The sequence below is a fragment of the Herbidospora yilanensis genome, assembly GCF_001570565.1.
GTDB classification, from domain to species: domain Bacteria; phylum Actinomycetota; class Actinomycetes; order Streptosporangiales; family Streptosporangiaceae; genus Herbidospora; species Herbidospora yilanensis.
Genome location: NZ_BBXE01000047.1, coordinates 1 through 17,431, shown reverse-complemented (window position 1 = coordinate 17,431; position 17,431 = coordinate 1). Strand labels below are relative to the sequence as shown.

19 protein-coding genes and 2 pseudogenes are annotated in these 17,431 nt (G+C 68.2%); 5 read left to right on the top strand and 16 right to left on the bottom strand.

The features are described 5' to 3' along the window. Positions 1-29 precede the first annotated feature (29 nt). The 8 genes from nuoF to AW273_RS33310 form a co-directional block, all read right to left on the bottom strand. The gene (gene nuoF, locus AW273_RS33345; RefSeq protein ID WP_030456125.1) at positions 30-1,316 is read right to left on the bottom strand and encodes an NADH-quinone oxidoreductase subunit NuoF; all 1,287 of its coding nucleotides are present in this window, start codon (positions 1,314-1,316) and stop codon (positions 30-32) included. Beyond that, positions 1,313-1,966 carry an NADH-quinone oxidoreductase subunit NuoE gene (nuoE, locus tag AW273_RS33340; RefSeq protein ID WP_062357217.1) on the bottom strand — a complete coding sequence of 218 codons (654 nt, stop codon included), beginning with the start codon at positions 1,964-1,966 and terminating at the stop codon, positions 1,313-1,315. Before nuoE ends, nuoF begins: the two co-directional genes overlap by 4 nt. Continuing rightward, positions 1,963-3,279, bottom strand: a complete 1,317-nt coding sequence (locus tag AW273_RS33335; RefSeq protein WP_062357215.1) for an NADH-quinone oxidoreductase subunit D — start codon at positions 3,277-3,279, stop codon at positions 1,963-1,965. Before AW273_RS33335 ends, nuoE begins: the two co-directional genes overlap by 4 nt. Continuing rightward, positions 3,276-3,929, bottom strand: a complete 654-nt coding sequence (locus AW273_RS33330) for an NADH-quinone oxidoreductase subunit C (RefSeq protein WP_062357213.1) — start codon at positions 3,927-3,929, stop codon at positions 3,276-3,278. The genes AW273_RS33335 and AW273_RS33330 overlap by 4 nt, the downstream gene beginning before the upstream one ends. Beyond that, complete coding sequence (locus AW273_RS33325) at positions 3,926-4,477, bottom strand: NuoB/complex I 20 kDa subunit family protein (RefSeq protein WP_030456129.1); 552 nt, start codon at positions 4,475-4,477, stop codon at positions 3,926-3,928. Before AW273_RS33325 ends, AW273_RS33330 begins: the two co-directional genes overlap by 4 nt. Further along, positions 4,477-4,836: an NADH-quinone oxidoreductase subunit A gene (locus tag AW273_RS33320; protein ID WP_030456130.1), complete on the bottom strand. Its 360-nt coding sequence runs from the start codon at positions 4,834-4,836 to the stop codon at positions 4,477-4,479. The genes AW273_RS33325 and AW273_RS33320 overlap by 1 nt, the downstream gene beginning before the upstream one ends. Positions 4,837-4,889: 53 nt before the next feature. Further along, positions 4,890-6,155 carry a geranylgeranyl reductase family protein gene (locus AW273_RS33315; protein ID WP_062357211.1) on the bottom strand — a complete coding sequence of 422 codons (1,266 nt, stop codon included), beginning with the start codon at positions 6,153-6,155 and terminating at the stop codon, positions 4,890-4,892. A 210-nt stretch (positions 6,156-6,365) separates the two neighbouring features. Beyond that, positions 6,366-7,094 (bottom strand): demethylmenaquinone methyltransferase, encoded by a 729-nt coding sequence (locus tag AW273_RS33310; RefSeq protein ID WP_062357209.1) that lies wholly within the window; start codon positions 7,092-7,094, stop codon positions 6,366-6,368. Positions 7,095-7,194: 100 nt separating this feature from the next. Between AW273_RS33310 and AW273_RS33305 the strand changes: the two genes are divergently transcribed. Next, positions 7,195-8,409: an NHL repeat-containing protein gene (locus AW273_RS33305; RefSeq protein ID WP_063910200.1), complete on the top strand. Its 1,215-nt coding sequence runs from the start codon at positions 7,195-7,197 to the stop codon at positions 8,407-8,409. Here the strand turns inward: AW273_RS33305 and AW273_RS33300 are convergent, their stop codons facing one another. Then, on the bottom strand, positions 8,410-8,616 hold the full coding sequence (locus AW273_RS33300) for a DUF4229 domain-containing protein (protein WP_062340567.1): 207 nt from the start codon (positions 8,614-8,616) through the stop codon (positions 8,410-8,412). 240 nt (positions 8,617-8,856) lie between these two features. Here AW273_RS33300 and AW273_RS36785 point away from each other — a divergent pair, with 240 nt between their 5' ends. Next, complete coding sequence (locus tag AW273_RS36785) at positions 8,857-9,081, top strand: BldC family transcriptional regulator (protein WP_030456135.1); 225 nt, start codon at positions 8,857-8,859, stop codon at positions 9,079-9,081. A 272-nt stretch (positions 9,082-9,353) separates the two neighbouring features. Here AW273_RS36785 and AW273_RS33295 read toward each other — a convergent pair whose 3' ends face one another. Beyond that, positions 9,354-9,593, bottom strand: a complete 240-nt coding sequence (locus tag AW273_RS33295) for a hypothetical protein (protein ID WP_030456136.1) — start codon at positions 9,591-9,593, stop codon at positions 9,354-9,356. Positions 9,594-9,603: 10 nt separating this feature from the next. Then, complete coding sequence (locus tag AW273_RS33290) at positions 9,604-10,491, bottom strand: hypothetical protein (RefSeq protein WP_062357205.1); 888 nt, start codon at positions 10,489-10,491, stop codon at positions 9,604-9,606. Between the two features lie 134 nt (positions 10,492-10,625). Between AW273_RS33290 and AW273_RS33285 the strand changes: the two genes are divergently transcribed. Continuing rightward, entirely contained in the window at positions 10,626-10,922 is a 297-nt protein-coding gene (locus AW273_RS33285) for a PLDc N-terminal domain-containing protein (protein WP_034385986.1), read from the top strand. A gap of 7 nt (positions 10,923-10,929) precedes the next feature. Here the strand turns inward: AW273_RS33285 and ccsB are convergent, their stop codons facing one another. From ccsB to AW273_RS36780, 5 genes and pseudogenes are all read right to left on the bottom strand, one after another. Next, positions 10,930-11,853 (bottom strand): c-type cytochrome biogenesis protein CcsB, encoded by a 924-nt coding sequence (ccsB, locus tag AW273_RS33280; RefSeq protein WP_062357203.1) that lies wholly within the window; start codon positions 11,851-11,853, stop codon positions 10,930-10,932. Continuing rightward, positions 11,843-13,390, bottom strand: a complete 1,548-nt coding sequence (resB, locus tag AW273_RS33275; protein WP_062357201.1) for a cytochrome c biogenesis protein ResB — start codon at positions 13,388-13,390, stop codon at positions 11,843-11,845. The genes ccsB and resB overlap by 11 nt, the downstream gene beginning before the upstream one ends. Further along, positions 13,387-14,115 carry a cytochrome c biogenesis CcdA family protein gene (locus AW273_RS33270; protein WP_062357199.1) on the bottom strand — a complete coding sequence of 243 codons (729 nt, stop codon included), beginning with the start codon at positions 14,113-14,115 and terminating at the stop codon, positions 13,387-13,389. The genes resB and AW273_RS33270 overlap by 4 nt, the downstream gene beginning before the upstream one ends. Next, positions 14,102-14,680 (bottom strand): TlpA family protein disulfide reductase, encoded by a 579-nt coding sequence (locus tag AW273_RS33265; RefSeq protein ID WP_062357197.1) that lies wholly within the window; start codon positions 14,678-14,680, stop codon positions 14,102-14,104. The genes AW273_RS33270 and AW273_RS33265 overlap by 14 nt, the downstream gene beginning before the upstream one ends. A gap of 382 nt (positions 14,681-15,062) precedes the next feature. Beyond that, positions 15,063-16,077, bottom strand: a pseudogene (locus AW273_RS36780) (ISL3 family transposase); the annotation flags it as partial. A 218-nt stretch (positions 16,078-16,295) separates the two neighbouring features. Between AW273_RS36780 and AW273_RS33250 the strand changes: the two are divergent. Together AW273_RS33250 and AW273_RS39450 are read left to right on the top strand one after the other, a co-directional pair. Then, the gene (locus tag AW273_RS33250) at positions 16,296-16,703 is read left to right on the top strand and encodes a hypothetical protein (protein WP_062357191.1); all 408 of its coding nucleotides are present in this window, start codon (positions 16,296-16,298) and stop codon (positions 16,701-16,703) included. Between the two features lie 258 nt (positions 16,704-16,961). Continuing rightward, positions 16,962-17,123 (top strand): annotated as a pseudogene (locus tag AW273_RS39450) (hypothetical protein); the annotation flags it as partial. Between the last annotated feature and the right edge of the window lie 308 nt (positions 17,124-17,431).

Genomic DNA, 17,431 nt, shown 5'->3' with positions numbered 1-17,431 from the left:
CCGCTCCTCGGGCTGGGTTGCTTGGATGGTCACTTGGCCCCCCACACAGTGGCGAGTGCGGGATCGAACGGGCAGCCGCCGATCTCGAAGTGCTTGAGGTATTCGTCGCGGAAGTGCTGCACCGAGGAGTAGATCGGGCTCGTCGCGCCGTCGCCCAGGGCGCAGAACGACCGGCCCAGGATGTTGTCGGCGATGTCGGTGATCGTGGTCAGGTCGTCTTCGGTGCCCTGACCCTTCTCCAGCCGCTTGAGCACCTGCTTGAGCCAGAAGGTGCCCTCACGGCAGGGGGTGCACTTGCCGCACGACTCGTGGGCGTAGAACTCGGTCCAGCGCAGCGTCGCCCGGACCACACAGGTGGTCTCGTCGAAGATCTGCAGCGCGCGGGTGCCGAGCATGGAGCCCTTGGCGCCGACCGACTCGAAGTCGAGCGGCACGTCGAGGTGCTCGTCGGTGAAGATCGGCGTCGAGGAGCCGCCCGGCGTCCAGAACTTCAGCCGGTGGCCCTCGCGGATGCCGCCCGCCATGTCGAGCAGCTCCCGCAGGGTGATGCCCAGCGGCGCTTCGTACTGGCCCGGCCGGGTGACGTGGCCGCTGAGCGAGAAGATGCCGAAGCCCTTCGACTTCTCGGTGCCCATGCCGGCGAACCACTCGGCGCCGTTGGCCACGATCGAGGGGACCGAGGCGATCGACTCGACGTTGTTCACGACCGTCGGCGCGGCGTAGAGGCCCGCGACGGCCGGGAACGGCGGCTTGAGCCGGGGCTGACCCCGGAAGCCCTCCAGCGAGTCGAGCAGCGCGGTCTCCTCACCGCAGATGTACGCCCCGGCGCCGCTGTGCACGACGATCTCCAGGTCGTAGCCGCTGCCGAAGATGCCGCGCCCGATGTAGCCCTTCTCGTAGGCCTCGCGCACCGCCGCCTGCACCCGCCGGATGACGTGGACGACCTCGCCGCGGATGTAGATGAAGGCGTAGTTGGCCCGGATGGCGAACGCCGTGATGATGACGCCCTCGATCAGCGAGTGCGGGTTGGCCATCATCAGCGGGATGTCCTTGCAGGTCCCCGGCTCCGACTCGTCGGCGTTGACGACGAGGTAGTGGGGCTTGCCGTCACCCTGCGGGATGAAGCCCCACTTCATGCCGGTCGGGAAGCCCGCGCCGCCGCGGCCGCGCAGACCGGAGTCCTTGACCGCCTGGATGATCGCGTCGGGGTCCATCGCCAGCGCGCTGCGGGCGGCGGAGTAGTCGCCGTAGCCCTCCAGCGTGAAGGAGTTGGGCAGGTCCCAGTTCTTGGTGAGGACCGGAGTCAGCGTGGTCACTTGGGAGCCTCCCAGCCGTTGGCCTTGGCGACGCGCAGGCCCTCAAGCGAGGGACCGGCGGCCGAGGGACCCTCGCCGGCGAGCTCGTCGGGCAGGCCCGAGAGCACCCGCGAGGTCTCCTTGAAGGTGCAGAGCCGGCCGGGGCCGCGGGTCGGCACGACGGGCTTGCCTGCCCGCAGGTCGTCGACGAGCTGCTTGGCCGACTCGGGCGTCTGGTTGTCGAAGAACTCCCAGTTCACCATCATCACCGGCGCGAAGTCGCAGGCCGCGTTGCACTCGATGCGCTCCAGCGACACCTTGCCGTCGGAGGTGGCCTCCTCGTGGCCGATGCCGGTGTGCTCGCTGAGCTCCTCCCAGATCTGGTCGCCGCCCATCACCGCGCAGAGGGTGTTGATGCAGACGCCGACGTGGTATTCACCGGCGGGCTTGCGCTTGTACATCGTGTAGAACGTCGAGACGCCGACGACCTCGGCCTTCGACAGGCCCAGCATCTCGGCGCAGAACTCCTGACCGGCGTCGGAGACGTAGCCGTCCTCCGACTGGACCAGGTGGAGCAGCGGGAGCAGCGCCGACCGGGCCTTGGGGTACTTGCCGATGATCTCCTTGGCGTCCAGTTCGAGACGCTCGCGGACCTCTGGGGAGTAGGTCATCGGTCCACACCTCCCATGACGGGGTCGAGCGAGGCCACCGCCGAGATGACGTCGGCGATGTAACCGCCTTCGCACATGGCCGGCACGGCCTGCAGGTTCGTGAAGGACGGGTCGCGGAAGTGGACCCGGAAGGGCCGGGTGCCGCCGTCGCTCACCACGTGGGCGCCCAGCTCGCCGCGGGGCGACTCGACCGGCACGTACGCCTGGCCGGCCGGCACCCGGAAGCCCTCGGTCACCAGCTTGAAGTGGTGGATCAGGGCCTCCATCGAGCTGCTCATGATGTGCGCGATGTGGGCGGGCGAGTTACCGAGGCCGTCGGGGCCGAGCGCGAGCTGCGCGGGCCAGCCGATCTTCTTGTCCTCGATCATGACGGGCTGGTTCTTCAGCGGCCCGGTGAGCCGGTCGAGCGCCTGCTCGATCAGCTTCAGCGACTCCTCCATCTCCGAGACCCGGACCTGGTAGCGCCCGTAGACGTCGCAGGTCTGCTCGGTGGCGATCTCGAAGTCGTAGGTCTCGTAGCCGCAGTAGGGCTGCGACTTGCGCAGGTCCCACGGCAGGCCGGCGGCCTTCAGCACCGGGCCGGTGATGCCCAGCGCCATGCAGCCGGTCAGGTCGAGGTAGGCGATGTCCTTGGTACGCCGGGTGTAGACCGGGTTGGCGTCCAGGATCTTGCGCATGTCCTTGATCCGCTCCGGCATGACCTTGAGCAGCTCGCCGATCTTGTCGACGGCGCCCGCCGGCAGGTCGACGCTGACGCCGCCCGGCCGGATGTAGGCCATGTTCATCCGGAGACCGGTGATGTACTCCATGATGTCGAGCACCATCTCGCGCTCGCGCAGGCCGTAGAGGAACGGGGTGGTGGCCCCAAGCTCCATGCCGTAGGTGCAGATCGCCATCAGGTGGGAGGAGATGCGGGTCAGCTCCATCGTGAGCACCCGGATCGCCTGCGCCCGGTCGGGGATGCGGTCCTCGATGCCGAGGAGGCGCTCCACGCCCAGGCAGTAGGTCGCCTCGTTGAAGATCGGCGACAGGTAGTCCATGCGCGTCACGAACGTGACGCCCTGGGTCCAGGTGCGGTATTCGAGGTTCTTCTCGATGCCGGTGTGCAGGTAGCCGATGACGGTCCGGGCCTCGGTCACCGTCTCACCGTCGAGGGTGAGCACCAGCCGGAGCACGCCGTGGGTCGACGGGTGCTGTGGGCCCATGTTGATGACCAGCCGCTCCTCGGACGACTCGGCCACCGCCTCGGTGAGCTTGTCCCAGTCCTGGCCCGCGACGTCGTAGACCTTGCCTTCGGTCGCTTCCTGGGTCATGCGTACGACCTCCTCTGGTCCGGCGCGGGGATCTCGGCGCCTCGGTATTCGACGGGGATGCCGCCCAGCGGGTAGTCCTTCCGCTGCGGGTGGCCCTCCCAGTCGTCGGGCATCTCGATGCGGGTGAGCCCCGGGTGCCCGTCGAAGATGATGCCGAAGAAGTCGTAGGTCTCCCGCTCGTGCCAGTTGTGCGTCGGGTAGACCGACACCGTCGAGGGCACGTGGCGGTCGTCGTCGGGCGTCGAGCACTCCACCCGCACGCGGCGGTTGTGGGTGATCGAGCACAGGTGGTAGACCGCGCGCAGCTCCGACCCGGTCTCGTGGGGGTAGTGCACCCCCGAGACACCCAGGGACAACTCGAACCGCAGGGCGGGGTCGTCGCGCAGCTTCTTCATGACCTCGACGAGGTGCTCGCGCGCCACATGGAGGGTGAGTTCGCCCCGGTCGACGACGACCCGCTCGACGCCCTCGTGGTCGAGGCCGTCGACGATCTCGTCGAAGTAGCTCCCGTAGGGGCGCGGGCTGGAGACCGGCGCCGGGCGGCGGACCACGAGGCCGCCGTAGCCGGAGGTGTCGCCGGTGCCGGAGGTCCCGAACATGCCGGTCCGGGCGATCGGCTGCTCCGGGACCTCAGGAAGGTTGTCGCTCATTTCTGCCCTCCCTGGTCGATGAGCGGCAGGGTGCGAAGCGCCTGGAGTTCGAGCTCCTGGACCTGCTTCTCCCTGTGGGCGCCGAACTTCATGTTCTGGATCTTGTCGTGCAGCTTGACGATCGCGTCGATGAGCATCTCGGGCCGCGGCGGGCAGCCGGGCAGGTAGATGTCGACGGGCACGACGTGGTCGACGCCCTGGACCACCGCGTAGTTGTTGAACATGCCGCCGGACGAGGCGCACACGCCCATGGAGATGACCCACTTGGGCTCGGCCATCTGGTCGTAGATCTGGCGCAGCACCGGCGCCATCTTCTGCGACAGGCGACCGGCCACGATCATCAGGTCGGCCTGGCGGGGCGACGCGGACGCGCGCTCCATGCCGAAGCGGGCCAGGTCGTGCTTGGGGCCACCGGTGGACATGAGCTCGATCGCGCAGCACGCGAGACCGAAGGTGGCCGGCCAGACGGAGTTCTTCCGCGCCCAGCCGGCGACCTGCTCGACGGTGGTCAGCGCGAAGCCGCTGGGCAGTTTCTCTTCAAGGCCCATTAGTCCCAGTCCAATCCGCGACGCCGCCACACGTAGGCGTACGCCACGAGCACGGTGACGATGAACAGCACCATCTCGACCAGACCGAAGACCCCGAGCTTGTCGAAGGCCACGGCCCACGGGTAGAGGAAGATGATCTCGATGTCGAAGACGATGAAGAGCATCGCCGTGATCATGTACTTCAGCGGGAACCGGCCGCCGCCGATCGGCTGCGGCGTGGGGTCGATACCGCACTCGTAGGCGTCGAGCTTGGCGCGGTTCCACCTCTTCGGCCCGGTGAACGGGGCGATGCTCACGGAGAAGACGGCGAATCCCGCCCCGAGGACCGCGAGCACCAGGATGGGGGCGTAGAGCTCCATCGCTTAAGGCGTCCTCTCGGTGAATGTGGTCATGATTCTTCGATCCAGTGGTGTCATGCCGACGGCGCGACCTTCGACAGGGCGTTGATGATCCGGTCTGACGCGTCGCCACCGTGGTCGGTCAGGTTGCCCAGGAGTTTCAGGCCGAACCTCATCAACCGGGGGTGGGGCAGCGCGTGCCGCGTCAGGAAGTTCATCACGCCTGGTTTGCCGATCGCCTCGACGAAGGCCCGGCCCAGGGTGAAATAGCCGCCGTACGCGTCTTTGAGTATCCGCGGGTAGGCCCGCAGGACCCGCTCGCGCGCGGCGGGGGTCGGCTGGGCGAGCGCGGTCACCACGGCGTCGGCCGCGATGCGGCCGGTCTCCATCGCGTACGCGATGCCCTCGCCGTTGAAGGGGTTGATCATCCCACCGGCGTCGCCGACGAGAACCAGGCCCCGGGTGTAGTGGGGCTGCCGGTTGAAGGCCATCGGCAGCGCGGCACCCCGGATCGGGCCGACCATGTTCTCTTCGACGAAACCCCACTCGGCCGGCATGTTCTTGGTCCAGCGCCGGAGCAGGTCGCGGTAGTCGATCTTCTTGAACGCCTCACTGGTGTTGAGCAGCCCGAGGCCCACGTTGGAGGTGCCGTCGCCGACGCCGAAGACCCAGCCGTAGCCGGGCAGCAGGCGCTCGCCGTCGTAGAGCTCCAGCCAGGTCTCAAGGTAGTCGTCGTCGTGGCGCGGGCTCGTGTAATAGGTGCGGACCGCGACCCCTATCGGGCGGTCTTCGCGTTTGTGCAGGCCCATGGCCAGGGAGATGCGGGTGGAGTTGCCGTCGGCCGCGATCACCAGGCGGGAGCGGTAGACGTCGCCCGAGGCGGTCTTCACGCCGACGACGTGGCCGCTGCGCTCGTCGATCACCGGGGCGGTCACGTTCACGCCCTGGAGCAGGGTGACGCCCTTCGACACGGCGTTGTCGGCCAGGATGACGTCGAAGTCCTTGCGGGTGCGGACCAGCCCGAAGTCGGGGAAGCTCGACAGCTCCGGCCAGTCGAGCTCGAACGACAGGCCGCCGCCGACGACGCGCAGGCCCTTGTTCCTGATCCAGCCGGGCGCGTCGACGTCGACGCCCATCGCGAGCAGTTCCTTGACCGCGCGGGGGGTCAGGCCGTCGCCGCAGACCTTCTCCCTGGGGAAGGTCGTCTTCTCCAGCAACAGGACCGACAGCCCGGACTGCGCCAGATAAAACGCGGTCGTCGATCCGGCGGGGCCGGCGCCGACGACGATCACGTCGGCATCGGTCTCGCTTCGCCGGGCCGCAAGGGCTGGCTCGCTCACGAGGGGACCTGTCCTGTCCTTTTGAGTTTCTTGGGGCCGCAGACCGTGTAGGCTGAGCCTTTCGTGCCTTTGTGAACTACTTCACAAACTTGTCGCGCCGCAGTCTAGTCCCTCTTCCGACACCTTCGTCAGGGGGTAGACACCTACCGGCGGGTAAACATGCACAGTCGTGACGAAAAGATCGCCCGGCCTGGCGTGGCGATGCAAATTTCATGACTTTTCCGGTCGGATCCCCCGGTGCAGCGCCACGATCCCCATGCTCAGGTCACGCCACGCCACCCGCTTCCAGCCGGCGCCCTGGATGACCGCCGCGAGGCTCTTCTGGTCGTGCCAGTCGCGGATGGACTCGGCGAGGTATTCGTAGGAGTCGGGGTTGGAGCTGACCGTCCGGGCCACCACCGGCAGCAGGCGCATCAGGTAGTGGGTGTAGACCAGATCGAACGCCTTCGGCTTCGGCCGGGAGAACTCGCACACCACGAGCCGCCCGCCGGGCCGGGTCACCCGCAGCATCTCCGCGAGCGCCTGCCCGGTGTCGGCGACGTTGCGCAGCCCGAACGAGATCGTGACCGCGTCGAACACCCCGTCGGCGAACGGCAGCCGCAGCGCGTCGCCTGCGACGAACGTCACACCCGCGACGCCGCCGGTCAGCCCCGACGAACCGCGCCGCCGCACCCCCGTCCGCAGCATGCCGATCGAGAAGTCGCAGGCGATGGCACGCGCTCCGAGCTGGGTGAACGCGTCGGTCGAGGTGCCGGTGCCGGCCGCCAGGTCGAGCACCAGCTCGCCGGGCCCGGCGTCGACCGCGGACGCGGTCGCCCGCCGCCACAGCCGGTCCTGGCCGAGCGACAACACGTCGTTGACCAGGTCGTAGCGCGCGGCCGTGCGGTCGAACATGGCCGCGACCTCATGGGGCTGTTTGTCCAGCGAAGCGCGCGTCATGGTGCCCAGCCTAGGACGACCTCACACACCGTCACGCCATGCCCGGTCGAATGTGCGCAACGTAGTGCGTTGATTACTCTGCGTCTGCTAGGACTTGGCCATGCGTGCCAGATTCATGATCACAGTAAGCGCTCTCGCGCTCATGGCCACTCCGGCCTGGGCGGGCGTCCGTCACCCCTCGGTCGTGTCGCCGAACCCGGTGAACCACACGCCCCACGTCTTAGACGGGATCGTCAACGCGTTCGCGCTGGTGGGGAACACCGTGGTCGTCGGCGGCGAGTTCTCTTCGGTGAAGTCGGGCACGTCCACCTTCCGCCGCGCCAACCTCTTCGCCTTCGACCTGACGACCGGCCAGGTCTCCCCCTTCGCCCCCTTCCTCGACGGCCCGGTCAACACGCTGGCCGCCGGGACGAACGGCACGGTCTACGCCGGCGGCTCGTTCTCCCGGGGCCTGGCCGCGTTCTCCGTCCCGTCGGGCGCCCCTGTCCCGTCGTTCGGGGCCACCGCCTACGGCGGTGAGATCACCTCTCTTGTACGCCGGGGCGCGCACCTCTACGTCGGCGGTGATTTCTCCCACATCGGCGGAGTCCAGCGCACCGCGCTGGCCCGGCTCGACGCCGCCACGGGAACGGTCGACCCGGCATTCGGCGTCGCCGTCGGCGGCGGCCGGTCCGAAGGCGATCCGAAGGTCCACGCGATGGCCGCGACGAAAGACCGGCTGATTCTCGACGGCTCGTTCACCACCCTCGGCGGACAACCGCGCGACCAACTCGGCCAGATCGATCTGAAGACCGGCAAGGTCGCCCGCTGGCGCACCAATGCCTACGCCCCCCATTGCCGCGACGGATTTCCCTCCTATGTACGCGGACTCGACGTCTCCCCCGACGGCTCCTATTTCGTCGTCGTCACCACCGGGGGCGCGGCGCCCAAGACGGGGAAACTCTGCGACACCGCGGCCCGCTTCGAGACGTACGCGAAAGGCGTGAACGTGAAGCCGACCTGGGTGAATCACACGGGCGGCGATTCGCTCTACAGCGTCGCCATCACCGGCGCGGCCGTTTACGTCGGAGGCCACCAACGCTGGATGGACAACCCGCTGGGAAAGGACTCCGCCGGGCCGGGGGCGGTCCCGCGAGAGGGCATCGCGGCGATCCATCCACGCACCGGAAAGGCGCTCGGGTTCAATCCCGGCCGCGAGCGAGGAATCGGGGTGAAGGCCTTTCTCGCGGTAAAGAAGGGGCTTTTGGTGGGAAGCGACACCACGAAGCTCGGGCACGAGTACCATGCCCGAGTCGGAATGTTCCCGATGCCCTGACTAGCCCTCGGGCTGGCGCCTCTTGTCGCTGATCTTCTCGCTGACCGCGTCCCGCTGCTTCGACAGCAGAACGTAACTGGCGAGCCCGCTCAGCACCACGGCCACTGCGAGCAACACGTAGGTCCGCAGACCCAGCAGATAGAGGACGCCCAGGGCGACGGCGAACAGGCCCAGGCGGGACAGGGTGTAGACGATTACCGGATGCACGCCGTAGAGGTTACGTCACTGTCCCGTATGGCGGACTCTCTTCGCATCCGGCACGAGCGCTGCTAGTGTGCCCATCACGGCGCTTTCGTAAAGAAACACCCATGAGCGCCCCAAAGAGGCTCTATCATATAACAATCGGGCACTGAGCCGGTAACATCCCGTGATCTTCTCTGAAAACCACGGATAAATCAGGCTTCGCTCGGCACACTGGTTACCTGTCCGCCCGCTGCATGACGCGGGATGCGAGGGGGAGAGATTGTGGAGAGTAGCAGCGAGCGACTGCTGACCCCTGGAGAGGTTGCCGCCCTCTTCCGGGTCGACCCGAAGACCGTGACTCGCTGGGCCGCGGCGGGGCGAATCAGCAGCATCCGTACCCCCGGAGGGCACCGGCGTTTCCGCGAGTCGGAAGTGCACGCCCTTCTCCGTGGAGAAGACGTCCTGACGGCCGACAAGCCGAACGGGTAGAGCTTCGCGGGAAGAAGCAGAGAGGCGCGGCGTACCCAGAAGCCGCGCCTTTTCTCTGTCTACGGCCGCGCCTTCGGCGCGGCGGTCCTCGCGCTTATACCCGGCGTCTTTCCTCGTCGCTTCGGGTCGCTTCGCTCCCCTGCGCTCCTCAGTCCAGACGCCGGCGCGCTGCGGCACTTCATGAATCTCGCCTGGATATTTCCGCCCCGTGGCCCAGTTGATTCAATGTTTGACCAATGGTGGCATGTGAAATTGCACCTTCGGCCCGGTGGCTACTTTTCCTGCTCGGCTTTGAAGGCTAGGAATTCTTGTTCTAGAGCGTCGTTCTCTTCTTGCCATCTTCTGCGGCGTTCGGCCTCTTCTTCCTCCGTGATGGACTCTTCCAGCCACTGGTCGTAGTCCGGCTCGCCGGGCGCTATCTCGACATACGCGTTGCCGATCAGGCGGCCGTCGTCGCTGGTCAACGACTGCGGGACCCGCAGCGTGCCGTCAGCGAGCCGGATCACGAACATCAGGGGACCTCTAGATTCCGTAGCGCCTGTTGAAGAAGAGCATGACGTTGAGTGCCGTGCGGGTGTCGCCGCCCAGCATGTCTATCAGGGCGGGACGCTGCCTCGACGCGATGGCGGCGAAGGCGTCGGCGAAGAACTCCTTGCGGCCGAGTTCTCCGGACTGCTTGTGGAAGGCGGAGGCCAGATGGGGGATGCACTCGTCGTAGAGCGCGGCGAACTCGGGTGAGTCCGAGACCCACTCTCCCGGACGGGAGTCCACGTCGTCCAGCGCATGACCGACTTCGTGCATCATCACATCGGGCGTGGGGCTCGGGCGGTCGCCGACGACGATCTTCCGGTCGCCGTACGCCCCCGCGCAGATGTCCCACGTCGCGCGGCCGCTGGGCAGCGGGGCGCCCCTCAGGTAGCCCATGTCGTCGAGGTCGGGCACGCCGCCCGGGCCGACGTAGATGCCGTCGAGGCCGACCGCCAGCATCTCCTTCAGGCGGTCGGGTAACCGGGCCAGGCTGTCGACCGCGCGGATGACGTCGGGGGGCGGCGGGCCGTCCATGGCGTCCCACTGCCGGTAGAGGATCGTCTCCAGCGCGCCGCAGTTGCGGCGGCCGTCGCGGTAGTCGGGGCTGTCGGGACGGTGCGGCTCGGCGCGGGCGGGCTGGTCGTCCAGCTCGAAGTCGCGCCAGGTGTACTGCGGGCGGTCGACGACCGGGGCGGTCACCGGTGTGTCGAACGGGGTCTCGGCGACCCTGGGGGCGTCGGCCCACCTGTCGGTGACCTTCGTCTCGATGCGTTCCTGTGTCGCCTCCGCCCCACGACGGGAGACGTAACTGGCCCCTGCGTGGCTCCGCTGCCACCACCGATTCCCTCGCCGGTGGCGGCCTCTGTCGCCCTGCTGCGCCATCGCACCTCTCTTTGGTCGGGAAGGTGCTGTACCGGTGCAGCGTACGATGCCCGTCTGGTCCGAGTCATCCCGCTTCGTCGGTCGCTATACAAGACGCAACACGATCAGCCCACGGGATGGCATACCGTGTTGGAATGGCGAACGTGGTTGTCGGCCTGGCGTTGCTGGCCTTCTGGCTCTACTGCCTCTTCGACGTCATCACCACTCCCCCGGAGATCGTGCGGACCCTCCCCAAGGCCGCGTGGGTTCTGGTCGTGATGATTCCGGCGATGGGCGGAGTGTTGTGGCTGCTCGCCGGGCGGCCGGTGCCCGAACCGATCACCCCCGGACAGAACCTGCTCCCCTCGCCGCCGCCCGAGGCGCCGAGGGGTCCCGACGACGACCCCGACTTCCTGCGCAGCCTGGAGCGCAAGCTGCGCGACGAGGACTAGCCGGCGGCTACTTCACATCCGCATAGGAGTGCAGGCCGCCGATGAAGATGTTCACCCCGACCAGGTTGAACATCAGGCACGCGAACGCGATCAGCGAGACGATCATCGCGGCCTTGCCCTTCCAGCCGGCGGTCGCGCGGGCGTGCAGGTAGGCGGCGTAGGCCACCCAGGTGATGAACGCCCAGACCTCCTTCGGGTCCCAGCCCCAGTAGCGACCCCACGCCTTGTCGGCCCACAGTGCGCCCGAGATGACGGCGAACGTCCAGATCGGGAACGCGATGACGATGACCCGGTGGGCGACCCGTTCGAGGTCGGCACGCGACGGCAGCCGCGACGGGCCCTCCTTGCGCACCAGGAACAGCGCCGCGGCGACGCCGCCGACGATGAACAGGCCGCTGGCCGCGACTGCGGCGGTGACGTGGATGGCCACCCAGTACGAGTCGAGCGCGGGCACGACCGGCCCCGCCTGCGTGTAGAGCACGCGGACCGCGAAGCCCAGGCCGATCGCGGCGACCACGCCGACGAACGCGCCGAGGAACCTCACCGGGTAGCGGATCTGCAGGAGCAGGAACACCGTCACGGCCGCGAGCAGCATGGCGACGACGAACTCGTACATGTTGCCCCACGGCCACCGGTCGACCGCGAGACCGCGCGTGAGCGTTCCGGCCGCGTTGGCGGCCCAGCCGAGCCACATGGCGGCGGTGCCGACGAGGCCCGCCTTGGGGGCCCACGAGGCGGGCTCGGGCGCGGGAGCGGGTTCGGGGAGGTCGTCGGACGGACCGCCGACCGTGACCAGACGGCGCTCCCTGACCGTCTCGGTGACCCGGCCGAAGGCCAGCTCCAGGGCGTAGCCGATCATCGCGGCCAGGTAGAGGAGAATGGCGGCCAGCACGAGCTGGTCGCTCAGCGTGGCCAAACGATCAGGAGACATCCTTCACCTCTGCGCGAGCGTGGTGTTCCAGGGCTTTCGTCAGCTCGGCGAACTCCTCGCCGAAGTCTCCGCCCTCGGTGCGGGTCAATCCTCCCACCGTGACCCCTCCGTCCCTTACCCGCACCCAGACGCGGCGGCGGTGGATGAGCAGGGACAGCAGCAGGCCGAGAATGGCGGCGCCGGAGGCGAGCAGGGCCGGGAAGCGGCCCGGGTCGTAGGTGGTCTGAAGGGTGATCCACTCCTTCACACCGGTGAACTCGATCTTCCCCGCCCCTTCGGGCAGGTCGACCACGTCGCCGACGGCCATCGGCTTCGGCGAGGCGGACATCTGGCCGAGCGGCTTGAGGTTCTGGTGGCCGCCCAGGTCGTACACCGACTGGGGGACCCCCGCGTCGAGCCCCAGGTCGCCCTTGAACGGCCAGATCTGCACGGTCGGGTTGGCCGCGCCCGGGAAGATCGACAACCACTCCGTGCCGCTGGGCACCGTGGAGGGCAGGAACCGGCCGAGGAACGCGAGCTGCTCGGGGGCCGCGTCGGGCACCTTGATGACACATTCCGATTCGTAGGTCGAGGTGTCGTTCACCAGGCACGGCACCGCGCCCTCGAAGGCGACCTTCCCGTCGCCGCCGGTGATGCGGAACGTGGGGGCGTAGCCGTGCCCGATCAGGTACGTCAGCGCGCCGTCGGCCTCAAGGGGTTCGTTGACCCGGAGGGTGAACTCGCGCTCGGGCGCGGTCGGCGAATCCTGCACGGCCAGCTTGGCGTAGTAGTCGAGCGGCTGGCCCTGCTTCTCGTGGCCGGGCCCGATGTAGGTCGCCTGGAAGTCCTTGAGCGTGAACGAGAACGGCTGGAGGTCCTCGGGCGACACCTGCGACCCGGGCAGGTAGCGGTCGTACGCCGCCACCGTGTTCGCGAACCCGTCGCCCTCCACCACGAGCACGTTGCCCCGGTAGCCGAACAGCCCGCCCACCCCGACGGCGACCAGCAGCACGAGCAGCGCGACGTGGAAGAGCAGGTTGCCGGTCTCGCGCAGGTGGCCCTTCTCGGCCGACACCCAGCCGTCGCCGGTCGTCACCCGCCAGCGCTTCGACCGCAGGTAGGCCTCGGCCGAGGCGAGGTCGCCCTCGATGTCGGCGTGGTGCGGCAGCCGGGAGAGGTTGCGGGGAGCGGGCGGCGGCGTGCGCCGCATCTCCTTCAGGTGCACCGTCGTGCGCGGCAACACGCAGCCGATCAGCGACAGGAATAGCAGCAGGTAGATCGCCGCGAACCAGGGCGAGGTGAAGACGTCGAACAGCGAGAACCGGTCGAGCCACTCGGCCTTGGTCGGGTCGTTCTGGAAGTAGCGGGCGACCGCGCCCGGATCGACCCCGCGCTGGGGGTAGAGCGACCCCGGCACGGAGGCCAGGGCCAGCAGGAACAGCAGGATGAGGGCGGTGCGCATCGAGGTGAGCACCCGCCAGCCCCAGCGCAGCCAGCCGACCACGCCCAGCCCCGCGGGGCCGCTGCCGGTCGTCTTCTCTTCGTCGGTCAGTGTCATATCACCGGCTCGAATCCGCCGATCCACACCTGGAGACCGGCGATGAGCTCGCCCCACAGACCGGTGACCAGCAGCAGCCCGACGGCGACCAGCATGGCTCCTCCGATCCGCGTGATGAGCTGGGTGTGTCGGCGCACCGCGCGGAACGTGTGGAGCGCCTTGCGGTAGGCGAGCCCGGCCGCCACGAACGGCAGCCCGAGCCCGAGGGCGTAGCCGAACGCGAGCAGCGCGCCCCTGGCGGCGCTGCCCTGGTCGACCGAGAGGGTCAGCACGACGGCCAGCGTCGGGCCGATGCACGGCGTCCAGCCGAGTCCGAACACGATACCCAGCAGCGGAGCCCCGGCGAGCCCGGCCGCCGGCACCCGGTGGATGCGGAAGTCACGCTGCAACCCGGGGATGATCCCGATGAAGGCCAGCCCCAGCACGATCGTGACCACGCCGAGGATGCGCGTGATCACCTCGGCGTTCCCGAGCATCGCCGCCCCGAGCCCGCCGAACAACGCCCCGCCCAGCACGAACACGAGGGCGAACCCGAGCACGAACAGCCCCGAGCCCAGCACCAGCCGCCCCCGCTTGGGGTCGGCGCTCATGCCGGTCACGTACGACAGATAGCCCGGCACCAGCGGCAGCACACAGGGTGACAGGAACGACACCAGGCCCGCGAGCAGCGCGATCGGCAGGGCGACCAGCAACGACCCGGAGGCGACCGTGTCAGCGAGATTCACTGGAGACCTTGGTCACGGCGTCGAGGAGAGCCTGGTATTTCACCGCGCCCAGGGCGCGGGCCGCGATCCGGCCCTCCCTGTCGATGATGAGCGTGGACGGGATGGCGGCGGGCGGGACCGTGCCGGAGAAACCGAGCAGGACCTTGCCGCTCTGGTCGTGGATGCTCGGGTAGCCCGGCGTGAGCTGGGCGTCGTAGGCGGTGGCGGCGGCCTTCTGGTCCTTGAAGTTGATGCCGAGGAACTCGACGCCGTCGGCCTTGGTGCGGGCGGCGACGTCCTTGAGCGTGGGCCCTTCGGCCCGGCACGGCGCACACCACGAGGCCCAGAAGTTGATCACCGTGACCTTGCCGGCGGCCATCTTCGTGGCCGCGCCTTCGAGGGTCTGCCCCTCGACGACGGGAGCCGGCTTCCGCTCCCCCACGTCGAAGACCTGGACCTTGCCGTCGCCGGCGACGAACCGGGTGTCGTCGGACTCCGGCTGCCCCGAACCCCCGACGTTTCCGGCGCACCCGGTCAGAACCAGCACCGAACACACGGCGACGAGAGCACGCGAAAAGGGGGACATGGAGGAGATCTCCTTGAACTACAACCGGTAGAGCAACTCATATTATCGGCCCACCCCTTGGGTGGGCCGTCCGGGCGCTCCTGTCTGATGGCCGCGCCTCCGGCGCGGCGGGTCCGGGCGCTTGTCTCCGGCGTCTTCCCTCGTCGGTGCTATGGCCTTCTTAGAGTTACCTTCGATGTTCGACCACGTCATTGCATCCCAGGTCGAAGGGGTTATCCGCCTCCCTGCTCCCCGGTGATGACCTGCCGGGAAGGGGACTGTAAGACGAACGGCTCTGTCTCTCTTTCAGTGGTGGCGGAGCGTTGAGCCAGGAGAATGGGGTGGCGGAGCAGCGCGAAGCCGGCCCGGCCGTGCATCTGACGCATGATGCGCTTGGTTTTGGTGCGGTGGTGATGCCGTCCAGCAGGCGTCGGTGCTCGTCGTTGAGGTTGCCGGGCCGGGTGAGCAGGAGCCTGGTCAGGCGGCGGGGTGAGATGGGCAGGCGGCCGGCTTCGACCCGGCCCTGGGTGATGTAGCGGTAGAGGAGGTTGAAGCTGCCCTGGTAGCCCAGGGCCTTGATCTCGGTGAACAGATGCGAGACGGAGACGGCGGGATCAGCGGATCGGCGGCGCCGCAGGTGGTCGCGGTAGGGGTCGACGAGGGTGGGTCGGTATTGCGGGGCGCATTGCAGGCGTTCGGATTCGCTCACGCGGGCGTAGCGTTTGACGGTGTTGAGGGAGACGTTCAGGCGGCGGGCGCATTCCAGCAGGCCGACGCCTTTGCCGAGCAGGTCGTGGACCTGATGCCAGCGCTCGCGGGTGGTGGTGGCGCGCCGGCCGTCCCGCGGGGGCGGTCCGGCCTTGGCCCAGCAGGAACTGTGTGCGGCCACTTCCTTTCCGGCGGCCTGGGCCGAGGTTGTGCCACAGGTGCCGGCGGTCGCTGATCTGGACGGCGTCCGGCAGCACGCGGCGCACGGTTTGGGCGTAGGCGCCTGAGCCGTCCCGGCACACGACCTGCACCCCGGGATGGGCACGAAGCCAGGCCTCCAGGACATCGGCGGTGCGGCCAGGCGAAACGTCGGCGCGCTGGCGTGTCTGCGCGTCGATGAGCACGGTGGCGTATCGGTGACGCCGACGCAGAGCGAAGTCATCGACGCCGAGCACACGGGGTACCCGAGGCGGGGGTGTGGGCAAGCGCAGCAGTAGGCGCAGCGCGGTGTGCCGGGACAGGGCGACGGCCAGCGCGGATGAGGCGCGCACGCCGGCTCGTCCGGCCAGTTCACGGACCACCGCGCCGATCTGCGCGGTCAGACGTGGTGTGCGCCGCTGGTAACGCTCCAGCACACCGGGCAGTTGTTCGCGGAAGGTCCGGCGGCAGCCGCGCGTCGGGCAGACCAGGCGGCGGATCCGCACCACCACATCGGCCCACGGTCTCCTGATGAAGACCAGCGGCCCGCAGAACGCCGCCCTCCCCTCGCCGGGCGTGCGGCCTCTGGGCCGGTCCCGGCGAGGAGCGGCAAGCCACCCCCGGACATCATGGCGGCAGGCCGTGAGGTTGATGACATTCCGCACATTGATCGTTACTGTACGCAGCGGGCGACATCGCCGCAGTAGTCATCACGACCGGGAGGTCTCTCATGAACAAGAAACGCATCGGCCTTATTGCCTCTAGCGGGCTCGCCACAGTGCTGCTTGCGGCGGCTCCCTGCGCCGCAGCCTCGGCCTCCGCCCCGCCCGCCTTGACCTGTCACGCGGTGGCCAAGGAGGGGGCCACCCGCTATGCCTACGACGACAAACTGAAATTCTGGATGCGCGACAGCGGGACCACATGGGAGACCGGGCAGACCCTCCCCCCGTCCCACAAGAACTGGGAAGGACAATGGATCGAGGCGATTATCCGCAAGAATTTCCGCAAGGTGCTTGGCGGGGTAGGTGCCTTCTATGACGCCTTCTACGAGACCCAAGACCCGATTCCCTCAGGACAGTACAAGGGAGATTGGTCGATCTTCCGGGACTCCGAGATCACTTGGACCGACTGCAAGTGATCATTGCGGCGGCCTGATCTCACATCAATTGTCATAAGGGGCAGTCCAAGTACGGCCGAGAGGGGCGACTGCCCTGCCGTACCGACAGGTAACGTGCGGGAACACCTTCCCCGGGGTCGGAGACCGTTCTTCCGATCAAGGCGCCGACCTTCGGACTGCCCCATTCCGGCCTACTTGATCTCCCTCGGCGCGCGTGCGGCCTCCGGCCGGGCGCGGCGAGCCGCCCATCACTGATCCCGACTCAGGCCGCCGCCGGCTGAACGGGAACGGCTCCAGATTCCTCAGGGTGTGCCGCTGGCCCAGACTGTACGACTGGCGCACGCCGAAGATGGCCGCATCGTGGAACTACTCGAATCGCTCCTACCGGCCGATGGCTACACCATCGAGTACGAGATCGACGTTCCGCCACCCAGCGCCTAAGGAGCCATGACTCCGCGCCGTGTTCTCGCCGTAACCCGTACCCGCCGCTTGATTCTCCGGGGCAGCCGGAACCCGTCAAGAACGGCTGTGCACGTAGGGCAACCAGTGCAGGCGGAAGGCCACCGGCGCGGGGACGGGGCAGGAGTGACCGTGGTTGCGGCAGCCAGGTGGCCGACGAGAGGCAGCCGACCAGCGCCGCGCAGACGTTGACCACCACCCGCACCGCATCACAGTTCGGACATCGACATCACCTTAAGAAGGCCCGTTTTTCCGGACGCCAGCGCGCCCGGACACGGCATGAAGCTTGA

Bases quoted from the DNA above. Each gene is read 5' to 3' on its own strand.
- nuoE (WP_062357217.1), bottom strand. From the start codon at position 1,966: ATGACCTACTCCCCAGAGGTCCGCGAGCGTCTCGAACTGGACGCCAAG.
- AW273_RS33335 (WP_062357215.1), bottom strand. From the start codon at position 3,279: ATGACCCAGGAAGCGACCGAAGGCAAGGTCTACGACGTCGCGGGCCAG.
- AW273_RS33330 (WP_062357213.1), bottom strand. From the start codon at position 3,929: ATGAGCGACAACCTTCCTGAGGTCCCGGAGCAGCCGATCGCCCGGACC.
- AW273_RS33325 (WP_030456129.1), bottom strand. From the start codon at position 4,477: ATGGGCCTTGAAGAGAAACTGCCCAGCGGCTTCGCGCTGACCACCGTC.
- AW273_RS33320 (WP_030456130.1), bottom strand. From the start codon at position 4,836: ATGGAGCTCTACGCCCCCATCCTGGTGCTCGCGGTCCTCGGGGCGGGA.
- AW273_RS33310 (WP_062357209.1), bottom strand. From the start codon at position 7,094: ATGACGCGCGCTTCGCTGGACAAACAGCCCCATGAGGTCGCGGCCATG.
- AW273_RS33305 (WP_063910200.1), top strand. From the start codon at position 7,195: ATGCGTGCCAGATTCATGATCACAGTAAGCGCTCTCGCGCTCATGGCC.
- AW273_RS36785 (WP_030456135.1), top strand. From the start codon at position 8,857: ATGCGAGGGGGAGAGATTGTGGAGAGTAGCAGCGAGCGACTGCTGACC.
- AW273_RS33295 (WP_030456136.1), bottom strand. From the start codon at position 9,593: ATGTTCGTGATCCGGCTCGCTGACGGCACGCTGCGGGTCCCGCAGTCG.
- AW273_RS33290 (WP_062357205.1), bottom strand. From the start codon at position 10,491: ATGGCGCAGCAGGGCGACAGAGGCCGCCACCGGCGAGGGAATCGGTGG.
- AW273_RS33285 (WP_034385986.1), top strand. From the start codon at position 10,626: ATGGCGAACGTGGTTGTCGGCCTGGCGTTGCTGGCCTTCTGGCTCTAC.
- ccsB (WP_062357203.1), bottom strand. From the start codon at position 11,853: ATGTCTCCTGATCGTTTGGCCACGCTGAGCGACCAGCTCGTGCTGGCC.
- resB (WP_062357201.1), bottom strand. From the start codon at position 13,390: ATGACACTGACCGACGAAGAGAAGACGACCGGCAGCGGCCCCGCGGGG.
- AW273_RS33265 (WP_062357197.1), bottom strand. From the start codon at position 14,680: ATGTCCCCCTTTTCGCGTGCTCTCGTCGCCGTGTGTTCGGTGCTGGTT.
- AW273_RS33250 (WP_062357191.1), top strand. From the start codon at position 16,296: ATGAACAAGAAACGCATCGGCCTTATTGCCTCTAGCGGGCTCGCCACA.